The 17,162-nt window shown below is 69.9% G+C and carries 18 protein-coding genes and 1 tRNA gene; 13 read left to right on the top strand and 6 right to left on the bottom strand.

The annotated features are described in order from the left end of the window. From ACOPJ3_RS13720 to ACOPJ3_RS13710, 3 genes are all read left to right on the top strand, one after another. Positions 1 to 1,392 carry an aspartate aminotransferase family protein gene (locus ACOPJ3_RS13720; protein ID WP_427869722.1) on the top strand — a complete coding sequence of 464 codons (1,392 nt, stop codon included), beginning with the start codon at positions 1 to 3 and terminating at the stop codon, positions 1,390 to 1,392. 176 nt (positions 1,393 to 1,568) lie between these two features. Next, complete coding sequence (locus ACOPJ3_RS13715; protein ID WP_427869721.1) at positions 1,569 to 2,009, top strand: MarR family winged helix-turn-helix transcriptional regulator; 441 nt, start codon at positions 1,569 to 1,571, stop codon at positions 2,007 to 2,009. A 182-nt stretch (positions 2,010 to 2,191) separates the two neighbouring features. Continuing rightward, on the top strand, positions 2,192 to 3,397 hold the full coding sequence (locus tag ACOPJ3_RS13710; protein ID WP_427869720.1) for an MFS transporter: 1,206 nt from the start codon (positions 2,192 to 2,194) through the stop codon (positions 3,395 to 3,397). A gap of 30 nt (positions 3,398 to 3,427) precedes the next feature. Here the strand turns inward: ACOPJ3_RS13710 and ACOPJ3_RS13705 are convergent, their stop codons facing one another. Further along, the gene (locus ACOPJ3_RS13705; protein WP_427869719.1) at positions 3,428 to 3,973 is read right to left on the bottom strand and encodes a dihydrofolate reductase family protein; all 546 of its coding nucleotides are present in this window, start codon (positions 3,971 to 3,973) and stop codon (positions 3,428 to 3,430) included. Positions 3,974 to 4,105: 132 nt separating this feature from the next. Here ACOPJ3_RS13705 and ACOPJ3_RS13700 point away from each other — a divergent pair, with 132 nt between their 5' ends. Next, entirely contained in the window at positions 4,106 to 5,059 is a 954-nt protein-coding gene (locus ACOPJ3_RS13700) for a Dyp-type peroxidase (RefSeq protein ID WP_427869718.1), read from the top strand. Positions 5,060 to 5,118: 59 nt separating this feature from the next. Here ACOPJ3_RS13700 and ACOPJ3_RS13695 read toward each other — a convergent pair whose 3' ends face one another. The 3 genes from ACOPJ3_RS13695 to ACOPJ3_RS13685 all read right to left on the bottom strand — a co-directional run bounded on the left by ACOPJ3_RS13695 (position 5,119) and on the right by ACOPJ3_RS13685 (position 7,640). Continuing rightward, positions 5,119 to 5,811 carry a CE1759 family FMN reductase gene (locus ACOPJ3_RS13695; RefSeq protein ID WP_427869717.1) on the bottom strand — a complete coding sequence of 231 codons (693 nt, stop codon included), beginning with the start codon at positions 5,809 to 5,811 and terminating at the stop codon, positions 5,119 to 5,121. Positions 5,812 to 5,854: 43 nt separating this feature from the next. Continuing rightward, positions 5,855 to 6,310, bottom strand: a complete 456-nt coding sequence (locus tag ACOPJ3_RS13690) for a MarR family winged helix-turn-helix transcriptional regulator (protein ID WP_427869716.1) — start codon at positions 6,308 to 6,310, stop codon at positions 5,855 to 5,857. Between the two features lie 142 nt (positions 6,311 to 6,452). Beyond that, positions 6,453 to 7,640, bottom strand: a complete 1,188-nt coding sequence (locus ACOPJ3_RS13685) for a CE1758 family FMN-dependent luciferase-like monooxygenase (protein WP_427869715.1) — start codon at positions 7,638 to 7,640, stop codon at positions 6,453 to 6,455. A gap of 179 nt (positions 7,641 to 7,819) precedes the next feature. On the opposite strand from ACOPJ3_RS13685, the gene ACOPJ3_RS13680 reads away from it, so the two are divergent. The 4 genes from ACOPJ3_RS13680 to ACOPJ3_RS13665 all read left to right on the top strand — a co-directional run bounded on the left by ACOPJ3_RS13680 (position 7,820) and on the right by ACOPJ3_RS13665 (position 12,135). Further along, entirely contained in the window at positions 7,820 to 8,524 is a 705-nt protein-coding gene (locus ACOPJ3_RS13680; RefSeq protein WP_427869714.1) for a hypothetical protein, read from the top strand. 72 nt (positions 8,525 to 8,596) lie between these two features. After that, positions 8,597 to 11,038 (top strand): YhgE/Pip family protein, encoded by a 2,442-nt coding sequence (locus tag ACOPJ3_RS13675; RefSeq protein ID WP_427869713.1) that lies wholly within the window; start codon positions 8,597 to 8,599, stop codon positions 11,036 to 11,038. A 51-nt stretch (positions 11,039 to 11,089) separates the two neighbouring features. Next, a complete protein-coding gene (locus tag ACOPJ3_RS13670; RefSeq protein WP_427869712.1) occupies positions 11,090 to 11,650 on the top strand; it encodes a TetR/AcrR family transcriptional regulator in 561 nt (186 codons plus the stop codon). 203 nt (positions 11,651 to 11,853) lie between these two features. Further along, the gene (locus ACOPJ3_RS13665) at positions 11,854 to 12,135 is read left to right on the top strand and encodes a hypothetical protein (RefSeq protein ID WP_427869711.1); all 282 of its coding nucleotides are present in this window, start codon (positions 11,854 to 11,856) and stop codon (positions 12,133 to 12,135) included. A 60-nt stretch (positions 12,136 to 12,195) separates the two neighbouring features. Here ACOPJ3_RS13665 and ACOPJ3_RS13660 read toward each other — a convergent pair whose 3' ends face one another. Both ACOPJ3_RS13660 and ACOPJ3_RS13655 read right to left on the bottom strand, forming a co-directional pair. Beyond that, on the bottom strand, positions 12,196 to 13,398 hold the full coding sequence (locus ACOPJ3_RS13660; protein WP_427869710.1) for a pyridoxal phosphate-dependent aminotransferase: 1,203 nt from the start codon (positions 13,396 to 13,398) through the stop codon (positions 12,196 to 12,198). Positions 13,399 to 13,457: 59 nt separating this feature from the next. Next, entirely contained in the window at positions 13,458 to 14,231 is a 774-nt protein-coding gene (locus tag ACOPJ3_RS13655; protein ID WP_427869709.1) for an L-threonylcarbamoyladenylate synthase, read from the bottom strand. Between the two features lie 232 nt (positions 14,232 to 14,463). Here ACOPJ3_RS13655 and ACOPJ3_RS13650 point away from each other — a divergent pair. The 5 genes from ACOPJ3_RS13650 (at position 14,464) to rplA (ending at position 17,106) form a co-directional block, all read left to right on the top strand. Beyond that, positions 14,464 to 14,536, top strand: a tRNA-Trp gene (locus tag ACOPJ3_RS13650). Positions 14,537 to 14,587: 51 nt separating this feature from the next. Next, on the top strand, positions 14,588 to 14,863 hold the full coding sequence (secE, locus tag ACOPJ3_RS13645) for a preprotein translocase subunit SecE (RefSeq protein WP_427869708.1): 276 nt from the start codon (positions 14,588 to 14,590) through the stop codon (positions 14,861 to 14,863). A gap of 73 nt (positions 14,864 to 14,936) precedes the next feature. Further along, positions 14,937 to 15,773, top strand: coding sequence for a transcription termination/antitermination protein NusG (gene nusG, locus ACOPJ3_RS13640; protein WP_427869707.1), 837 nt, complete (start codon positions 14,937 to 14,939; stop codon positions 15,771 to 15,773). A gap of 203 nt (positions 15,774 to 15,976) precedes the next feature. Next, positions 15,977 to 16,405, top strand: a complete 429-nt coding sequence (rplK, locus tag ACOPJ3_RS13635) for a 50S ribosomal protein L11 (protein ID WP_087012629.1) — start codon at positions 15,977 to 15,979, stop codon at positions 16,403 to 16,405. Between the two features lie 11 nt (positions 16,406 to 16,416). Beyond that, a complete protein-coding gene (gene rplA / locus ACOPJ3_RS13630) occupies positions 16,417 to 17,106 on the top strand; it encodes a 50S ribosomal protein L1 (protein WP_427869706.1) in 690 nt (229 codons plus the stop codon). Positions 17,107 to 17,162 lie beyond the last annotated feature (56 nt).

Genomic DNA, 17,162 nt, shown 5'->3' with positions numbered 1-17,162 from the left:
ATGGCTGATTACATCGACCTGAACGGCGCCGAGCAGGAGTTCGGCGACACGGCGGCGCAGCGCGAGGTGCGCGAGAACGACCGCAACTACGTCTTCCACTCCTGGTCGGCGCAGGGCCAGATCAAGCCGCTCCCCATCGCCAAGGGCGAGGGCGTGCGGATGTGGGACTACGACGGCAACGAGTACCTCGACTTCTCATCGCAGCTCGTCAACCTGAACCTCGGCCACCAGCACCCCGAGCTCGTCAAGGCGATCCAGGAGCAGGCCGGCCGCATGGCGACGATCCAGCCCGCCATGGCGAACGACGTGCGCGGCGAGCTCGCCAAGCGCATCGTCGAGCACTCCTTCGACGGCGCGCGCTCGGTGTTCTTCACGAACGGCGGCGCCGAGGCGATCGAGTACGCGGTGCGCCTCGCGCGCCAGTCGACCGGCCGCCGCAAGATCCTCTCGCGCTACCGCTCGTACCACGGCTCCACGGGCACCGCGATCACGATGACGGGCGAGCCGCGCCGCTGGCCGAACGACGTCATCGACGGCGAGGTCGTCCACTTCTTCGGCCCCTACGCCTACCGCAGCGCGTTCTGGGCCGAGACGCCCGAGCAGGAGACCGAGCGCGCGCTCAAACACCTCGAGGAGCAGATCCAGCTCGAGGGCCCCGGCACGATCGCCGCGGTCGTGCTCGAGACCGTCACCGGCACGAACGGCGTGCTCGTGCCGCCGCCCGGCTACCTGCCCGGCGTGCGCGCGATCTGCGACAAGTACGGGATCCTCATGATCTGCGACGAGGTCATGGTCGGCTTCGGCCGCACGGGCGAGTGGTTCGCCTACCAGGCGTTCGACGTGAAGCCCGACCTCGTGACCTTCGCGAAGGGCGTCAACTCGGGCTACGTGCCGCTCGGCGGCGTCGTGATCAGCGAGCAGGTGCACAGCGCCTTCGAGGATCGCGCGTTCCCCGGCGGGCTCACCTACTCGGGGCACCCGCTGGCGTGCGCCGCGGGCGTCGCGACGTTCGACATCTTCGAGAACGAGGGCATCATCGAGCGGGTCCGGGATCTCGGCACCCGCGTCATCGAGCCGCGCCTGCGCGAGTTCGCCGAGAAGCACCCCTCGGTCGGCGAGTACCGCGGAAAGGGCCTGTTCTGGGCGCTCGAGCTCGTGCTCGACCGCGAGACGCGCGAGCCGCTCATCCCGTTCAACGCGGGTGGCGAGGCCGCCGCGCCGTTCAACGCGGTGGTCGCGGCGTGCAAGCAGGCCGGCCTCTGGCCGTTCGCAGCCGGGAACCGCCTGCAGATCGCCCCGCCGCTGATCATCAGCGAGGAAGACCTAGTCAAGGGCCTCGACATCATCGACGAGGCGCTCACCGTCGCCGACGGGTATTACACCGGCGCGTAGTCCTCACCGGACTCGCGCAGTCTGCCAGCCCCGCCCGCCTCGGAGTCTTCGGACGCCGCGGCGGGCGGGGCTGTTTGTGTGCGCGCGGGATCCGGATCCGGCGTCTGGCGTGGATCCGGATCCCGCTCCCGCGCAATTAGATAGACAGACTATGTAAATCGGCGTAGAGTGCTCGTGTGAGTGAGGGCGAGAGCGAGAACACCGAGGCCGTGCGGCTCGTGCAGGCGACGAGTCGTTTCGTGCGCGTCGCGGGGCACCTGCCTGAGCTGCGCTTTTCGACGGTCGCCTGGCGCACGCTCGCCGCGCTCGAGCGCGGCGGCGGGGCGCGCGTGAGCGGGATCGCGAAGCAGCAGCGCATCACGCAGCCGAGTGCGACCTCGCTCGTGAACCGGCTCGCGGGCGAGGGCTGGGTCGAGCGGACGCCCGACCCGGCCGACGGCCGCGCCGCGCTCGTGACGATCACCGCCGCGGGATCCCGGGCCCTCGCCGACTACCGCGGCGACGTCGCGGCGCGGCTCGAACCCCTGATCCGGAGCCTGAGCGACGCGGATCGCGCGGCGCTCGCCGCGGCGACGGGGGTCATCGATCGGCTCGCGGCGAGCCTCGAGGCGCCGTAGCGGCGGGCCGCTCCGGCAAGCCCGTCCGCACCGATCGAGGAGTCATTACGTCCACTTCACCGTCTCATTCACTGTCAACATCGCCGTCAACTGCACCGTCAACCGAAGCGCGGTCCGCGCCGTCGATCCTGCGCCAGCCGACCGCGGTGTGGGCGATCGCGTTCGCCTGCGCGGTCTCCTTCATGGGAATCGGGCTCGTCGACCCGATCCTGCCCGCGATCAGCCGCGAACTCGGGGCCAGTGCGAGCCAAACCATGCTCCTCTTCACGAGCTACCTGTTCATCACGGGCGCGGCGATGTTCTTCACGAGCTGGGTATCCTCCCGGATCGGGGTGAAGGCGACGCTCATCTCGGGGCTCGTGCTCGTCGTGGTGTTCGCGGGGCTCGCGGGGGCGTCCGGTACGGTGGACGCGATCATCGGGTTCCGTGCGGGGTGGGGGCTCGGCAACGCGCTCTTCATCTCGACGGCGCTTGCAGCAATCGTGGGGGCCGCGTCGGGAGGCTCGCGGCAGGCGATCGTGCTGTACGAGGCCGCGCTCGGCGTCGGCCTCGCGGTCGGGCCCCTGATTGGGGGCGCACTCGGCACGTTCTCGTGGCGCGGGCCGTTCTTCGGCACGGCGGCGCTGATGGCGGTCGCGCTCGTCGCGATCCTGGTGCTGCTGCGGAAGCCGGCCGCGGATCCGGGGCAGGCGTCAGCTGAGCCGGAGGCCGCGCGGCCGCCGCGGCCCTCAATCCTCGCCGGATTCCGGGCGCTCGCAAACCCGGCGCTGCTGTCGCTCTCGATCGTCGCGCTCTTCTACAACTTCGGCTTCTTCGTGCTGCTGGCCTACAGCCCGTACCCGATGGAGGCGGCGGCCCGCGCGGCGGGGCTCGACTTCGGGGCGCACGAGCTCGGGCTCGTGTTCTTCGGCTGGGGGCTCGCGCTCGCGATCACCTCGGTGCTCGTTGCCCCGGTCCTGACCAGACGATTCGGGCTGCGCCCCGTGCTCTTCACGATGCTGGGCGGGCTCACCGTGTGCCTCGTGCTGCTCGGGCTCTTCGTGACGAGCCTCACGGGGCTCATCGCGGTCGTGATCGTCGCCGGGCTCCTGCTCGGCGTCATGAACACCGCGCTTACCGAGGCCGTGATGGAGGCGACGGATCTGCCGCGCAACGTCGCGTCGTCGACGTACTCGGGGGTGCGCTTCATGGGCGGCGCCGTGGCGCCCGCGGTCGCGGGGCCGCTCGCGGACGCGATCGGGGACGGAGCGCCGTACTGGGCCGGCGCGGCCTCCGTGGTCGTGGCGATCCTGGTGCTCGCGTTCGCCGGCCGGCACTTCGCGCACATCGGCCGCCCGCACGAGACGCCCGCCTCCGAGGCGGCGATCCTCACCGCAGCCGACGCGTAGCCCCTCCCGGCGCCTCACCGGCAAGGTCGACTATGCCGCCGGGGCGTAGCGGTGGACGGTCGAGCCGTCGCCGAGGTCTCTGCGGTCGATGAGTTCGAGGTCGAGGATCCAGGGCAGGCCGGCCAGCAGGGTGGGGCCGCGCCCCGCGATCCGGGGCTGCACCACGAACTCGTACTCGTCGATGAGGCCGAGGCTCGCGAGCGCGGTCGGGAGGGTCACGCCGCCCGTGAGGATCTCGCCGCCGGGCTGCTCCTTGAGTCCCCTGACCGCGGCCGCGAGGTCGCCGCGCAGGATCTCCGAGTTCCAGTCGACGCGCTCGAGTGTGCTCGTGACCACGTATTTCTTCACGGCGTCCATCGCGCAGGCGAAGGGCTGCGCCCACTCGGGCATCGCGTCGGAGGCAGGCGGTCGCCAGGCACCCTCCATGAGCTCGTAGGTGACGCGGCCGAGCAGCATCGCGTCGGCGCGCTCGAGATTCTCCTGATGGTGGCGGTGTCCCTCGACGCTCGCGAGCCCCGCCGTGTGGTCGACGCAGCCGTCGAGCGTCACGTTGATCGAGTATCTGAGCCGCCTCATGCTCGCAGGCTAACAAGCCTCGCGCGCCGCAGGAACCCCGCCGGCCCCGTTGTTAGCGATTTCGGTTCGTAAAACGCCGGATACGAACCGAAATCGCTAACAACGGCCTCGGGGCGGTGTTAGCGTGGGCACATGAATCCGGGGGAATCAGCAACGCAGAATATCGTCGGTCCACTCACGGGATCAGCCATTTTCCTTGTGGTGAGCGTGCCGGCGCTGCGCCGGGAGGGCGCCGAGGCCGAGATCCCGAGCGGCGTGAAAGACACCATCACCGGCATCGAGGACCTCGTGAAGACGGTCGGGTTCCGGATCCCACGGGCGCACCTCTCCTGCACGGTCGGGATCGGCGCAGACGCGTGGCACGCGCTGCACCCGGACGGCGCCCCGGCCCAGCTTCACCCGTTCCGCGAGATCATCGGGGACAAGCACGCCGCGCGGCGAACGCCAGGCGACCTGCTCTTCCACATCCGCGCCGACGAGCGAGACCTCGCCTACGAGTTCGAGCGGCTGCTGCTCGCCGCGCTCGGCGACGAGGTCGTCGTCGAAGACGAGGTTTCGGGATTCCGCTACTTCGACAGCCGCGACCTGCTCGGCTTCGTCGACGGCACGGCGAATCCGCTCGGCGCTGACCTGCCGGAATCGGCGCTGATCGGGGACGAGGATCCGGAGTTCGCGGGCGGCAGCTACGTCGTCGTGCAGAAGTACCTGCACGACCTCGCAGCCTGGGGCAAGCTGAGCGTCGAAGACCAGGAGGCGGTGATCGGTCGCACGAAGTCGGACAATGTCGAGCTGCCGGACGCGGAGAGCGGGCAGCAATCCCACAAGACGCTCGCGACCATCACCGATGATCAGGGGGTCGAGCACGACATCGTGCGCGACAACATGCCGTTCGCGACCCCGGGCGCCGGGATCCACGGCACGTACTTCATCGGGTACTCCCGCAGCCTCGAGGTGATCGAGAGGATGCTCGAGCGCATGTTCATCGGGGAGCCCCGTGGTCTGCACGACCGGATCCTCGACTTCTCGACGGCGGCGACGGGCAGCACCTACTTCGTGCCGACCCCGGGGGCGCTCGCCGCGCTCTAGTGTCGGCCCGTCGCCCGGTTCGGTCCGACCTCGGTGTACCTTGCCGGTTCTGGAGGGGGTCAGCGGCCGCCGGTGGCGAGGCGCATGAGGTCGGAGTCGAGGTCGATGCCGAGCTCCGTGCCGCCCGCGCTCCCGTAGGAGTGCTGGTAGGCGCCCCATGCGTCGCCGCGCACGGCGTCGCGGAACCCGCCGGCGATCAGCGCAACGAGCTCAGACGCCGCGCGCTCGATCCGCTTCCCGAACTCGCCGCTCGTCCAGTCGTCCGGCGCGGCGAACAGCGAGGTGGGAACGGTGATCGTGCGCAGGTAGGCGAAGAGGCCGCGGAGCTGGTCGTCGACGACGAGCGCGTGCCGCGCGCTCCCGGCGGTCGCGGCGAGCACGACGGGCGTGCCGATCAGCAGATCGTTGTCGAGGACCTGGAAGAACGCGGTGAAGAGCCCGCTCGCGCCGGCCTTGTAGACGGGCGTCGAGGCGACGATCGCGTCGGCGTCGCGCATTATGTCGCTCGCCCGCTCGAGCGCGGGGGAGACGTGCTGGGTGACGAGCGCCGTCGTGATGTCCTCGGCGAGGGCGCGCAGGTCCACGATCGAGACGGAGAGCTCGATGCCCTGCGCCGCCGCGAGCGTGCTCGCCTTCTCGGCGACGCGGTTCGCGAGCATCGTGGTGGTCGAGGGGGCGCTCGTGCCCGCGGTCACGACCGCGAGCGACATGGTGCGGGGCGCCGCTGCGGCGCCGTCGAACGGTGCGTTCATGATGAAGTCCTTAGGGTATTGAAACGAAAAGAGAGTGCGGCGCCTAGCGCCCCGCGAGCTTCCGGCACAGCCGGTCGAGCTCGCGCTGTTCGTCGGGGGTGAGCGCGTCGCCGACCTCGCGGGCGACGCTCTTCGCGTGCGCCGAGCCGACGCGGCGCTGCACGTCGCTGCCTGCCGGCGTGAGGGAGACGCGCACGGCGCGCCCGTCCTCGGGGTCGGCCTCGCGGGCGAGCATCCCACGGCCGACGAGCCGGTCGATCATGCGGGAGAGCGCCGGCTGGCTGAGCAGCACGCCGCTCTGGATATCGCAGATCCGCATGGCCTCGCCGCGCTTCGCGAGCGTGTAGAGCAGGTCGTACTCGCGCACGCTCACCTCGCCCCACATCTTCTCGGCCGTGAAGACCCCCATGAGCGTCGCGTGCGCGGTCATCAGGGATTCCCACGCCGCGTTCGCGAGGCGGACGTCCCGGCGGGGCGCCTGCTGCGTCTCGATGCTCATGGTCTCTCCGTTCGGATCTGGGTCAATCGCTGCTGCGCCACTCAGATTCTGGTCAATCGGTCTGTTGGGAAGGGGGTGCGGGATCGGGATCCGGATCAGGCCCCGGATCCCGGTCCCGCGCCCCGCGACGGGCGGCCCGGGCTCAGCTGAGCCCGAACGCGGCCCCGGCCTTCGTCGGGGTGTCCTGGTAGGGCGAGCCGCCCGTGACGTTGTCGCCGCGGTTGGCGTTCGGGCGCGGCTGGCGCGGCGCCTCGTCCCCGTACTTGGCTCGGACCAGGCTAGCGTGCGTCGGCGACTCGGGAACCTCCGGATCCCGATCCTTCGTCATCTCCGTGCGCAGCACGGGGATGACCTCGGATCCGAGCAGGTCGAGCTGCTCGAGCACCGTCTTCGTCGGGAGCCCGGCGTGGTCGATGAGGAACATCTGCCGCTGGTAGTCGCCGAAGATCTCGCGGAACCCGAGGGTCTTGTCGATGATCTCCTGCGGGCTGCCGACGGTCAGCGGGGTCTGCCGCGTGAAATCCTCCATGCGGGGGCCGTGTCCGTAGACGGGTGCCTCGTTGAAGTAGGGGCGGAACTGCTCGGCAGCGTCCTGCGACTTCTTCGCGACGAACGCCTGCCCGCCGAGGCCGACGATCGCCTGCTTCTGCGTGCCGTGCCCGTAGTGCTCGTAGCGCTCGCGGTAGAAGCGGACGAGGCGGAGGAAGTGCTCCGATGGCGCGAACAGGTGGTTCGCGAAGAAGCCGTCGCCGTAGTAGGCGGCCTGCTCCGCGATCTCCGGGGTCCGGATCGACCCGTGCCAGACGAAGGGCGGCACGTCGTCGAGCGGGCGGGGCGTCGAAGTGAAGCCCTGCAGCGGGGTGCGGAACTTGCCCTCGAAGTCGACGACGTCCTCGCGCCACAGGCGGTGCAGCAGGTTGTAGTTCTCGAGCGCGAGGGGGAGCGCCGAGCGGATGTCCTTGCCGAACCAGGGGTAGACGGGTGCGGTGTTGCCGCGGCCGAGCATGAGGTCCATGCGCCCCTGGGCGAGGTGCTGCAGCATCGCGTATTCCTCCGCGATGCGCACGGGGTCGTTCGTCGTGATGAGCGTGGTGCTCGTCGAGAGCTTCAGGGTCTTCGTCTTCGCGGCCACGTACGACAGGAAGGTCGTGGGGCTCGAGGAGAAGAAGGGGGGATTGTGGTGCTCGCCGATCGCGAAGACGTCGAAGCCGACCTCTTCAGCGTGCACGGCGATTTCGGTGAGGCCGGTGATGCGCTCGGCCTCGCTCGGCGTGATGCCGCTGACGGGGTCGCGCGTGACGTCACTGACCGAGAAGATGCCAAATTCCATGGTGTGTGCCTCCGTTATATGCGCTTGCATGTAAATGTAACACGGCGGGGCGCGAGTTATTCCCGCGATGCCTGAGCGATTTCTCCGGGCCCAGGTTGACGGGCCGCGATCCTCGATTTAGACTGACTAGTCAGTTCAAGAAACACGACGTCGCACCCGCGACAGGAACGAGGACCCCGGTGACCGTGACCGAACTCCTGATGGCAGACCCGCACCCCGGCGGTGAGGCAGACCCGGCAGGCGAGGTCATCGCGCTCCAGGACGCGACCGTCGAGGGCCCACGGGGAACCGTGTTCGGTCCGGTCACGGCCGAGAGCGCCGCGCCCATCACGGTTGTCACGGGCGTGCGCGGATCCGGCCGCACCTCGCTCCTCCTCGCGCTCTCGGGCCGCATGCGGCTCACGGGCGGCGAGGCCAGCACGCTCGGCGAGCGGAGCCCGGCCGCGATCCGGCGCAGCTCCGGGATCGCCGGCTTCGCCGAGATCGACGCCCTCGAGCCGGCCGTCACGGTCGGCGCGACGCTGCGCGAGCGCCTCTCCTGGGCGATGCCCTGGTACCGCAGGACGCCCCGGGTCGGTCCCGAGCTGTGCCGGGAGCTGCTCGAGCCGGCGTTCGGCGCGGAGTGCGAGGCTCCGGATCCTGGCACCCTCGTCCGCGATCTCGCCCCGGCGCAGGAGTTCCTGCTCCGGATCGCGCTCGCGCTCATCGACGGCCCGGAGATCCTGTTCGTCGACGACTTCGACGCGCTGCGCGACCCGGCGGACCGCCGCACGGCGGCGCTGCGGCTCGACGCGATCGCCGCCGCAGGGATCCCGGTCGTGCTCGCGACGAGCGACCCGGGCGACGCCGCGCTCTTCGCCGACGTGACCCGGATCGCGCTCTAGCGGCGACGCGCCGCAACGGCCGCCGCGTGGCGGCCGCCCCAGACACCCAGCACCACACCAAGGAACATCAGCATGTCACTCTTCACCAGGGGAACCGAGCTCAAGCGGTTCCGCCACGGCGCCCTCCCGAAGGTCGCGCTCGCGGTCCTCCTCGTCATCCCGCTCATCTACGGCGCCCTCTATCTCTGGGCGTTCTGGGCGCCGACCGACCACATGGATCGCCTGCCCGTCGCGATCGTGAACCTCGATGAGCACGCCGAGAAGCCGGACGGCACGACGCTCGCCGCGGGCGACGACGTCGTCGACGAGCTGCAGAAGGGGCAGGATCTCGACTGGCGGCCGCTCGGCGCGGACGCTGCGGCTCGGGCCGTGTCCGACGGCGACGTCTACTTCTCGGTCACGATCCCGCGGGACTTCTCTGAGACCCTCGCGGGCCTGCAGGACGACCCGAAGGCCGGCCAGATCGAGGTCGTCTACAACGACAACAACTCCTTCCTCGCCTCGACGCTCGGCAAGCAGGCGATGGTGCAGCTGCGCGACGCAGTCGGCGAGACCACCACGCGCACGGCCGCCGAGCAGGTGCTCGTCGGCGTCGAGAAGCTGAGCGACGGCACGCGCGACGCCGCTGACGCGTCGCAGACGCTGAGCACGGGCGCGGCCGCGGTCGCCGATGGCAGCGGCAAGCTGAGCGCTGGCCTCGGCGAGCTCGCCGACGGCACCTCGCAGCTCGTCGGATCCGCCCCCGAGCTCACGAACGGCACGCACGCGCTCGCGAACGGACTCGGCACGGCGCGTGACGGAAGCGCGAAGCTCGCGGCGGGCGCCGGCGAACTCGCGGGCGGGGCCGCGGAGGCCTCCGCGAAGTCCGGGCAGCTGAGCGCCGGTCTCGGCCAGCTCGCGGGCGGCGCGGGAACCCTCGCCGGCGGCGCAACCGACGTCGCCGACGGCTCGGCCGCGCTCTCGGGCGCGACGGGGAAGCTCGCCGCGGGCGCGGGCGAACTCGCGAGCCGCAGCGCCGAGCTCTCCGCGGGCGTCGGCCAGCTCGCGGCTGGCGCCGCGCAGCTCGACGCCGGCGCCGCGGAGCTCGCGGGCGGTTCGGCCGCCGTCGCGGACGGTGCCGGATCCCTCGCGGCCGGCGCCGGATCCGTCGCCGACGGCACGGAGAAGATCGCGCAGCTAGCAGCCGGGAACCCGGGCCTGACGCTCGGCGAGCTGGACGCCGCGTTGCGGGCGCAGGGCTCCTCGCTGCAGGGGCTCGCGGCGGGCGCGGCCGAGGTGAGCAACGGAGCTGCTGATCTGAGCGACGGCGCGGCCCAGCTCCGCGACGGCGCGGCGGCACTGTCGGAGGGAGCCGCACTCCTCGATACGAACACGCAGACCGCGGCGGGCGGAGCCGCCAAGCTCGCGGGCGGCGCGGAAGACCTCGCCGCGAACCTCGGCGCGCTGAACGGCAAGGCGGGCGAGCTCGCCGCGGGCGCGCAGCAGCTCGCGGGCGGCGCCCAGACGCTGAGCTCGAAGGCGGGCGAGGCGAGTGCGGGCGGATCGCAGCTCGCCGCGGGCCTCAATACGCTCTCGGGTGGCGCGGCGACGCTCGCGGGTGGCAGCGCCGACCTCGCCGGCGGCGTCTCGACCGCGGCCAGCGGGGCCGACCGCCTCGCGGCGGGCGCTGACGCACTCGCGCAGGGCGCGACGAAGCTCAACGACGGCGCGCAGCAGGCGGCTGAGAAGTCGGGTGAGCTCGCGACGGGGGCCGGCAAGGTGAGCGACGGGGCCGGCACCTTCGCCGGTGCGCTCGCGGACGGCGCCGCCGAGGCGCCCGAGTTCGCCGACGGCCAGACCGTGAAGATCGCGGAGACCATGGCGGCCCCGGTAACGCTCGCCGAGACGACCGAGAACGAGGTGCAGGGCTTCGGTGAGGGCTTCGCCCCGTTCTTCATCGCGCTCGCCTCCTTCGTCGGGGCGCTCATCACCTGGCTGATCCTGCGCCCGCTGCCGAGGCGCCCGCTCGCCTCGAACGTGTCGGGCCTCCGTTCCGTGCTCGCCGGCTTCCTCCCGGCCGCACTCATCGGGCTCGGCCAGGTCGTCATCATGATGCTCGTGCTCGTGTACGGGATCGGCCTCGAGCCCGCCCACTGGGTCGGCATGGCGTCGTTCATGCTGCTCGTCACCCTCGCCTTCCTCGCGCTGCAGCAGATGTTCATCGCGCTGCTCGGCACGGCGGCGGGCCGCGTGGTGAGCCTCGTCCTCCTGATGCTGCAGCTGAGCTCCTCCGGCGGCACCTACCCCGTCGAGACGACGCCGGGCTTCTTCCAGGCGCTGCACCCGTTCATGCCGGCCTCCTACGTGGTCGACGGCCTGCGGCAGCTGATCGGCGGCGGGATCGACGCGAGGTTCTGGATCGCGCTCGCGGTCATGTCGCTCGTGCTCGTCGGCTCCCTCGCGATCAGCGCGGTCGCCGCGCGCAGGCAGAAGGTCTGGACGATCGAGCGCCTGCACCCGGCGCTCGCGATCTAACCGCCCGGGATCCGGGACCTGGATCCCGGGAAGATAGGGAAGGATATGAGCATGGCCCGCGTGAACACCAAGCAGCTCATCACCGACGCCGCCGTGCAGGTCGCGGCGCGGCACGGCATCAGCGGCGCGTCGATGGATCAGATCGCGGAGACGGCCGGGGTCGCAAAGGGGAGCCTCTACTACAACTTCGCGTCGAAGGACGCGATCTTCGAGGAGGTGATCCGGGGCGGCTTCGAGCGCCTCGCCACGGCGATCGACGGGGCGAGGGCCGCGTCGACGCCGGAGGCTGCCCCGCGCGCCGTGGCGCTCGCGACGCTCGAGACGCTGCGCTCGAACCTCGACCTCGCGAAGCTCATGGCCTCCGAGGTGTTCCGCACGGATCGGCCGTGGGCCGCGACGATGGAGCTCGCCCGCTCCTCGGTCGTCGTGCGCTTCCGCGACGTGCTGCGCGAGGCGCGCGTGGCCGCTGGGGATCCGCACGCGACCGAGGTCACGGAGACCGCGGGAGCCGCATTCTTCGGCGCGCTCGCCGGGGCCTGCCTCGACTGGCTGCTGTTCCGCCAGGACCAGCCCGTCGAGCAGGTGCTGGATCAGGTGCTCCGTGACCGCTGACGCGACTCAGGGCAGCCCTTGCCCCATACATCTGATCTAAGGTAGCCTGACCTCACCTGGCTTTCAGGTGTGGGAGGCCTCGTGCCGGATCCGGGATCCGGCGGCCGAGAACGTGCTCGCCGTGGATCGGCCGTCGCGCACCTCTCAGGGGGCTCCGCGCGCAACGGTGCAACCGCTGCGCGCCGTCTGAAACGGAGGGGCGCATGCTCGACACACGGCACACCAGAGGGCGGGGACAGGCGAGCGGCGAAGCGCCCTCGCCCCGCGGTGCGGCAGGGCAGCTCCCCGCTGCAGGGGATCACGCCGGCAGAGCCCTGATCGAACTCGCGATCGGGATCGTCGCGGCGGTCGTGGTGGCGGCCCTTGCACTGCTCGCGTTTCTGCTCTTCGCCGCACCGGCGAGGTCCGATCAGCACCTGGGCCCGCCCGCGCCCGCGCCCGCGGGCGTCACCGTGCTGTACGACGGTGCCGAATCGGCGGTGTAACGCGTCACAGGCGGTGGGGCCCCGAGATCACCCGGGGCCCCACCGCCTGTGCGCGCCGCGCTACTCCGAGAGGAGCGCCTGGATGCGGCGAATGCCCTCGAGGAGCGGCTCGTCGCCGAGCGCGTAGCTGAAGCGCAGGTAGCCGGACGGGCCGAAGGCCTCGCCTGGCACCGCCGCAACCTCGGCCTCGGAGAGAATGAGGTCGGCGAGCTCGAGCGAGGTGCTCGGGGTCACGCCCCGGTAGGTCTTGCCGAGCGCGCCAGTGACGTCGACGTAGGCGTAGAACGCGCCCTCGGGCGTGGGGCAGACGAAGCCGGGAACCTTGCTCAGCTCCTCAACGATCACCTTGCGGCGGCGGTCGAAGGCGAGACGCATCTCCTCGATCGGCTCCTGCGGGCCAGTGAGGGCAGCGATCGCCGCGCGCTGCGCGATGTTGTTGATGTTTGAGGTCAGGTGCGACTGCAGGTTCGATGCGCCCTTGATGATGTCTGCGGGGCCGACCATCCAGCCGAGCCGCCAGCCGGTCATCGCGTAGGTCTTCGCGACGCCGTTCACGAGGATCAGGCGGTCCTGGAGCGCCGGGGTGGCCTCGGCGATCGAGACGGCTCGGACGCCGTCGTACGTGAGGTTCTGGTAGATCTCGTCGGAGATCACCCACAGGCCGTTCGCCTCGGCCCAGTCGCCGATCGCCTTCGTCTCCTCGGGCGTGTAGACGGCGCCCGTGGGGTTCGAGGGCGACACGAAGAGCAGCACCTTCGTGCGCTCGGTGCGCGCGGCCTCGAGCTGCTCGACGGTCACCTTGTAGCCCTGGTCCGCGCCAGCGAACACCTCGACGGGAACGCCGTCGGCGAGCTGGATCGCCTCGGGGTAGGTGGTCCAGTACGGGGTCGGCAGGATGACCTCGTCGCCCGGATCGAGCAGCACCTGGAATGACTGGTAGACGGCCTGCTTGCCGCCGTTCGTCACGATGACCTGCGACGGTTCGACCTGCCAGCCCGAGTCGCGAGCCGTCTTCTCCGCGATGGCCTGGCGGAGCTCGGGGAGGCCGGCGGCCGCGGTGTAGCGGAAGTTCTTCGGGTCGTCGAGCGCGACTCGTGCGGCGTCGACGATGTGGGCGGGGGTGGCGAAGTCGGGCTCACCAGCGGCGTAGCTGATGACCGGACGGCCCTCGGCCTGGAGGGCCTTGGCCTTCGCGTCGACTTTGAGCGTCGCCGACTCGGCGATCGCAGCGATCTTCTTCGAAAGACGGGAGTTGTTGGTCACGCCACGATCCTACTCCGGAGGGCTCAGAAAATGGGGCATGCGCGAGTCGAAAGGGCCGGTCAGTAGTACTCGCCGTGGCGATAGTCCCAGCTTCCGAAGCAATCTGCCAGGTTCATCATGATCCGGTCGATGTCGAGGCCCTTGCGGATGACGGTCGGGGCGGGGGTGACGGAGCGTGCGGCACCCTGCTCGGGCACGAGCCGTCCGTGCGCGTCGACGAAGGACACCATGACCCCCTGCTCGTAGCGGGACTCGAGGGTGGCGTCCGGCTGGATCGAGCTCACATATTCGTCGCTCTCGATGATGAGGTCTGCGGCTGCCGCGATCCGGGGCCCGATGCCGGCGACGAGACCGCGATTGCCCTGCCCAGAGGGGTTTGCCGAGCTCGCGAAGGTGAGGCCCCGGCCGTGCTCCCAGCGGGCACGAGCGATCTGCTCGCCCGGGGTGCCGAAGCGCACGATGAAGCAGCTCGTGCCGCGGGCGTCCATGACGAGCTCCGAGGTGCCGTCATCTGGCAGGTGGCCGCGCCCGCGCTCGCTCCACGGCAGGATGCACCCGAGCAGGATGTCCTGCTCCCAGTGCCGCCGGTAGAACTTGGCGATCTCCGGGGTGAGCTCCGCGAGTTCGGCGAGCTGCTCGAGCGAGCCGCAGAGCACGACGCCAGGCTTCGTGCGGGCGCGCCCCTTCGCCGCGAACTTGCGCTCGAGGCCCTCGCGGTCGGAAGCCAGGATGATGTACCCCACCTTCGTGGGGCAGACCACGATCCCGCCCCCGCGCTCCAGTCGCTCGACCGCCCGATCCTCGACGCTGCCATCCCATACGACGCGGGTCATCGCCTGCCCTCTTCCTCGTGCCCCCGTGAATAGATAAGGGGAGCCTAACGCACATCTGATCTGCCGGACAGGGGAGACGGGCGGCCGCGCGCGCCGCCCCCCGCCGGTTCGACAACCCGCCCGGGATCCCGTACAGTAGTGCGAGGTAGTTGACTTCTGCCAGAATTTCCTATGCCTGAAGGCGCTTGAGAAAGTGCCGCAGAGCTGGAGATTCGGCGGTGCGAAACTCCATAGGGCGGTGGCGCAATTGGTAGCGCAGCGGTCTCCAAAACCGCAGGTTGCAGGTTCGAGTCCTGTCCGCCCTGCCGATCTCTTTCGGCGCACAGCGTTGGGGGAGACAACCGAAAGGACACCGAGTGAGCAGCAGTGAAGTTGAGGAGAGCGGCGGCGGCCTGGTCGAGCGCGCCAAGGCGGATCGCGCCTCCAAGCGGAACCTGTTCAGTCGAATCGCGCTCTTCATTCAGCAGGTCATCGCCGAGCTGAAGAAGGTCGTCACCCCGACCCGCAAGGAGCTCATCAACTACACCCTCGTGGTCATCGCGTTCGTCGTGATCATGATGGCTCTGGTCTGGGCGCTCGATCAGCTGTTCGGCTTCGTCACCGTATTCATCTTCGGGACGCCGCTCTCCTGATCTGGGCGAAGCCCGCCGCGGAAGCGCACGAACGAACCCGAGAACGAGCAGAACGAGCAAGGAAAAGAAGAGCATGACGACCGAGAAGAGCAACACCCCCGAGGCCGAGCTCGACGCCGCCCTCGATGCGCTGGTGCAGTCGGTCGATCCGGTTGCCGACGCCGCCGTCGAGGACGCGCTGGACATCGACAACGCCGAGGAGGCGGAGGCCGCGGCCACCGCGATCGTCGATTCCGAGGCTGAGGCTGAGGCCGCAGCCGACGAGGATGCCGACGGCGAGTCCGCCGAGTCGGCCGAGGACCCCTACAAGGCCTTCAAGAAGGATCTCCGCCGCCGCCCGGGCAAGTGGTTCGTGATCCACACCTACGCCGGCTACGAGCGCAAGGTGAAGTCGAACCTCTGGAACCGTCGCGAGACGATGGGCGCGGTCGACGACATCTACGAGATCCAGGTCCCCATGGAAGAGGTCATGGAGGTCAAGAACGGCCAGCGCAAGATGGTGACCCGCGTGCGGATCCCCGGCTACGTGCTCGTTCGCATGAACCTCACCGAGACCACCTGGTCCGTCGTTCGCCACACGCCCGGTGTCACCGGCTTCGTCGGCAACGCGCACAACCCGGTCCCGCTCCGCCTCAACGAGGCCTTCGAGATGCTGAAGAGCACCGTCGAGCTCGAGCCGGCGGCGACCGCCAAGGGCAAGGCCGCAGCGAACGCCGCGGCGCAGGGCAACGTCGAGATCGACTTCGAGGTGGGCGAGACGATCACGATCAAGTCGGGCTCCTTCGAGGGGCTTCCCGGCACGATCAGCGAGATCAACCCGGCGGCCGGCAAGCTCACGGTCCTCGTCTCGCTGTTCGAGCGCGAGACCCCGGTCGAGCTCGGCTTCGACCAGGTCACCAAGATGGTCTAGATCCGGATCCCGGATCGAGACGGAAGGCCCCGCCAGGTGCGGGGCCTTCCGCGTTTCCGCAGCTCGCGGGATCGGCGTGAATCAGGTATGCTTGTCTGGTTTGCGTCGGGATTCTCCGTGCGCAGACGTCTACCGCGTCCCGGATCGGCCGGAACGGCGGGAGAGCGTGCGCACTCGCGCGTGTTCGAAGAAAGGAATGGATCATGGCAAAAGCCAAGAAGGTCACCGGTCTGATCAAGCTTCAGATCGCGGCCGGCGCCGCCAACCCGGCACCCCCCGTGGGTCCCGCGCTGGGTCAGCATGGCGTCAACATCATGGAGTTCTGCAAGGCCTACAACGCGGCCACGGAATCCCAGCGCGGCAACGTCGTCCCGGTTGAGATCACGGTCTACGAGGATCGCTCGTTCACCTTCGTGCTCAAGACCCCTCCGGCGGCTGAGCTGCTGAAGAAGGCCGCTGGCGTCCAGAAGGGCTCCGGCACCCCGCACACCGTCAAGGTCGCGAAGGTCACCGCCGAGCAGGTTCGTCAGATCGCCGAGCAGAAGCAGGCCGATCTGAACGCGAACGACATCGACGCTGCGTCGAAGATCATCGCGGGCACCGCTCGCTCCATGGGCATCACGGTCGAGTAAGGGGCACGGACATGGCACAGAAGTCGAAGGCGTACCGCGCCGCTGCCGAGAAGATTCAGGCAGACAAGTTCTACACTCCCGCCGAGGCTGTCGCCCTGGCGAAGGAGACCGGTTCCACCAAGACCGACTCGACCGTCGAGGTCGCCGTCAAGCTCGGTGTGGACCCCCGCAAGGCTGACCAGATGGTGCGCGGCACCGTCAGCCTGCCCCACGGCACCGGTAAGACCGCACGCGTCATCGTGTTCGCGGTTGGCCCGGCGGCGGAGGCCGCTCTCGCGGCTGGCGCCGACGAGGTCGGTGGCGACGAGCTGATCGAGAAGGTGGCCGCTGGCTACACCGATTTCGATTCGGCCGTCTCGACCCCCGAGCTCATGGGCAAGGTCGGTCGTCTCGGTAAGGTGCTCGGCCCCCGCGGCCTGATGCCGAACCCGAAGACCGGCACCGTCACCCCGGATCCGGCGAAGGCCGTCACGGAGATCAAGGGCGGCAAGATCGAGTTCCGCGTCGACAAGCACGCCAACGTGCACTTCATCGTCGGCAAGGCCTCGTTCACGGCTGAGCAGCTCACCGACAACATCAACTCGGTGCTCGACGAGATCTCGCGCCTGAAGCCGTCCTCGGCCAAGGGCAAGTACGTGCAGAAGGGCGCCGTCTCGACGACCTTCGGCCCGGGCATCCCGCTCGACGTTTCCGGCCTCTAAGTCGCAGGCGTCGGCGGCACGTGAGTGCTCGCGAAACAGCCCCCGCTCTCTCCGAG

The sequence above is a fragment of the Leucobacter luti genome, assembly GCF_050310065.1.
GTDB classification, from domain to species: Bacteria; Actinomycetota; Actinomycetes; order Actinomycetales; family Microbacteriaceae; genus Leucobacter; species Leucobacter luti_B.
Note: the sequence above shows the minus strand (reverse complement) of the source record. Positions and strands in the feature narration are given on the sequence as shown.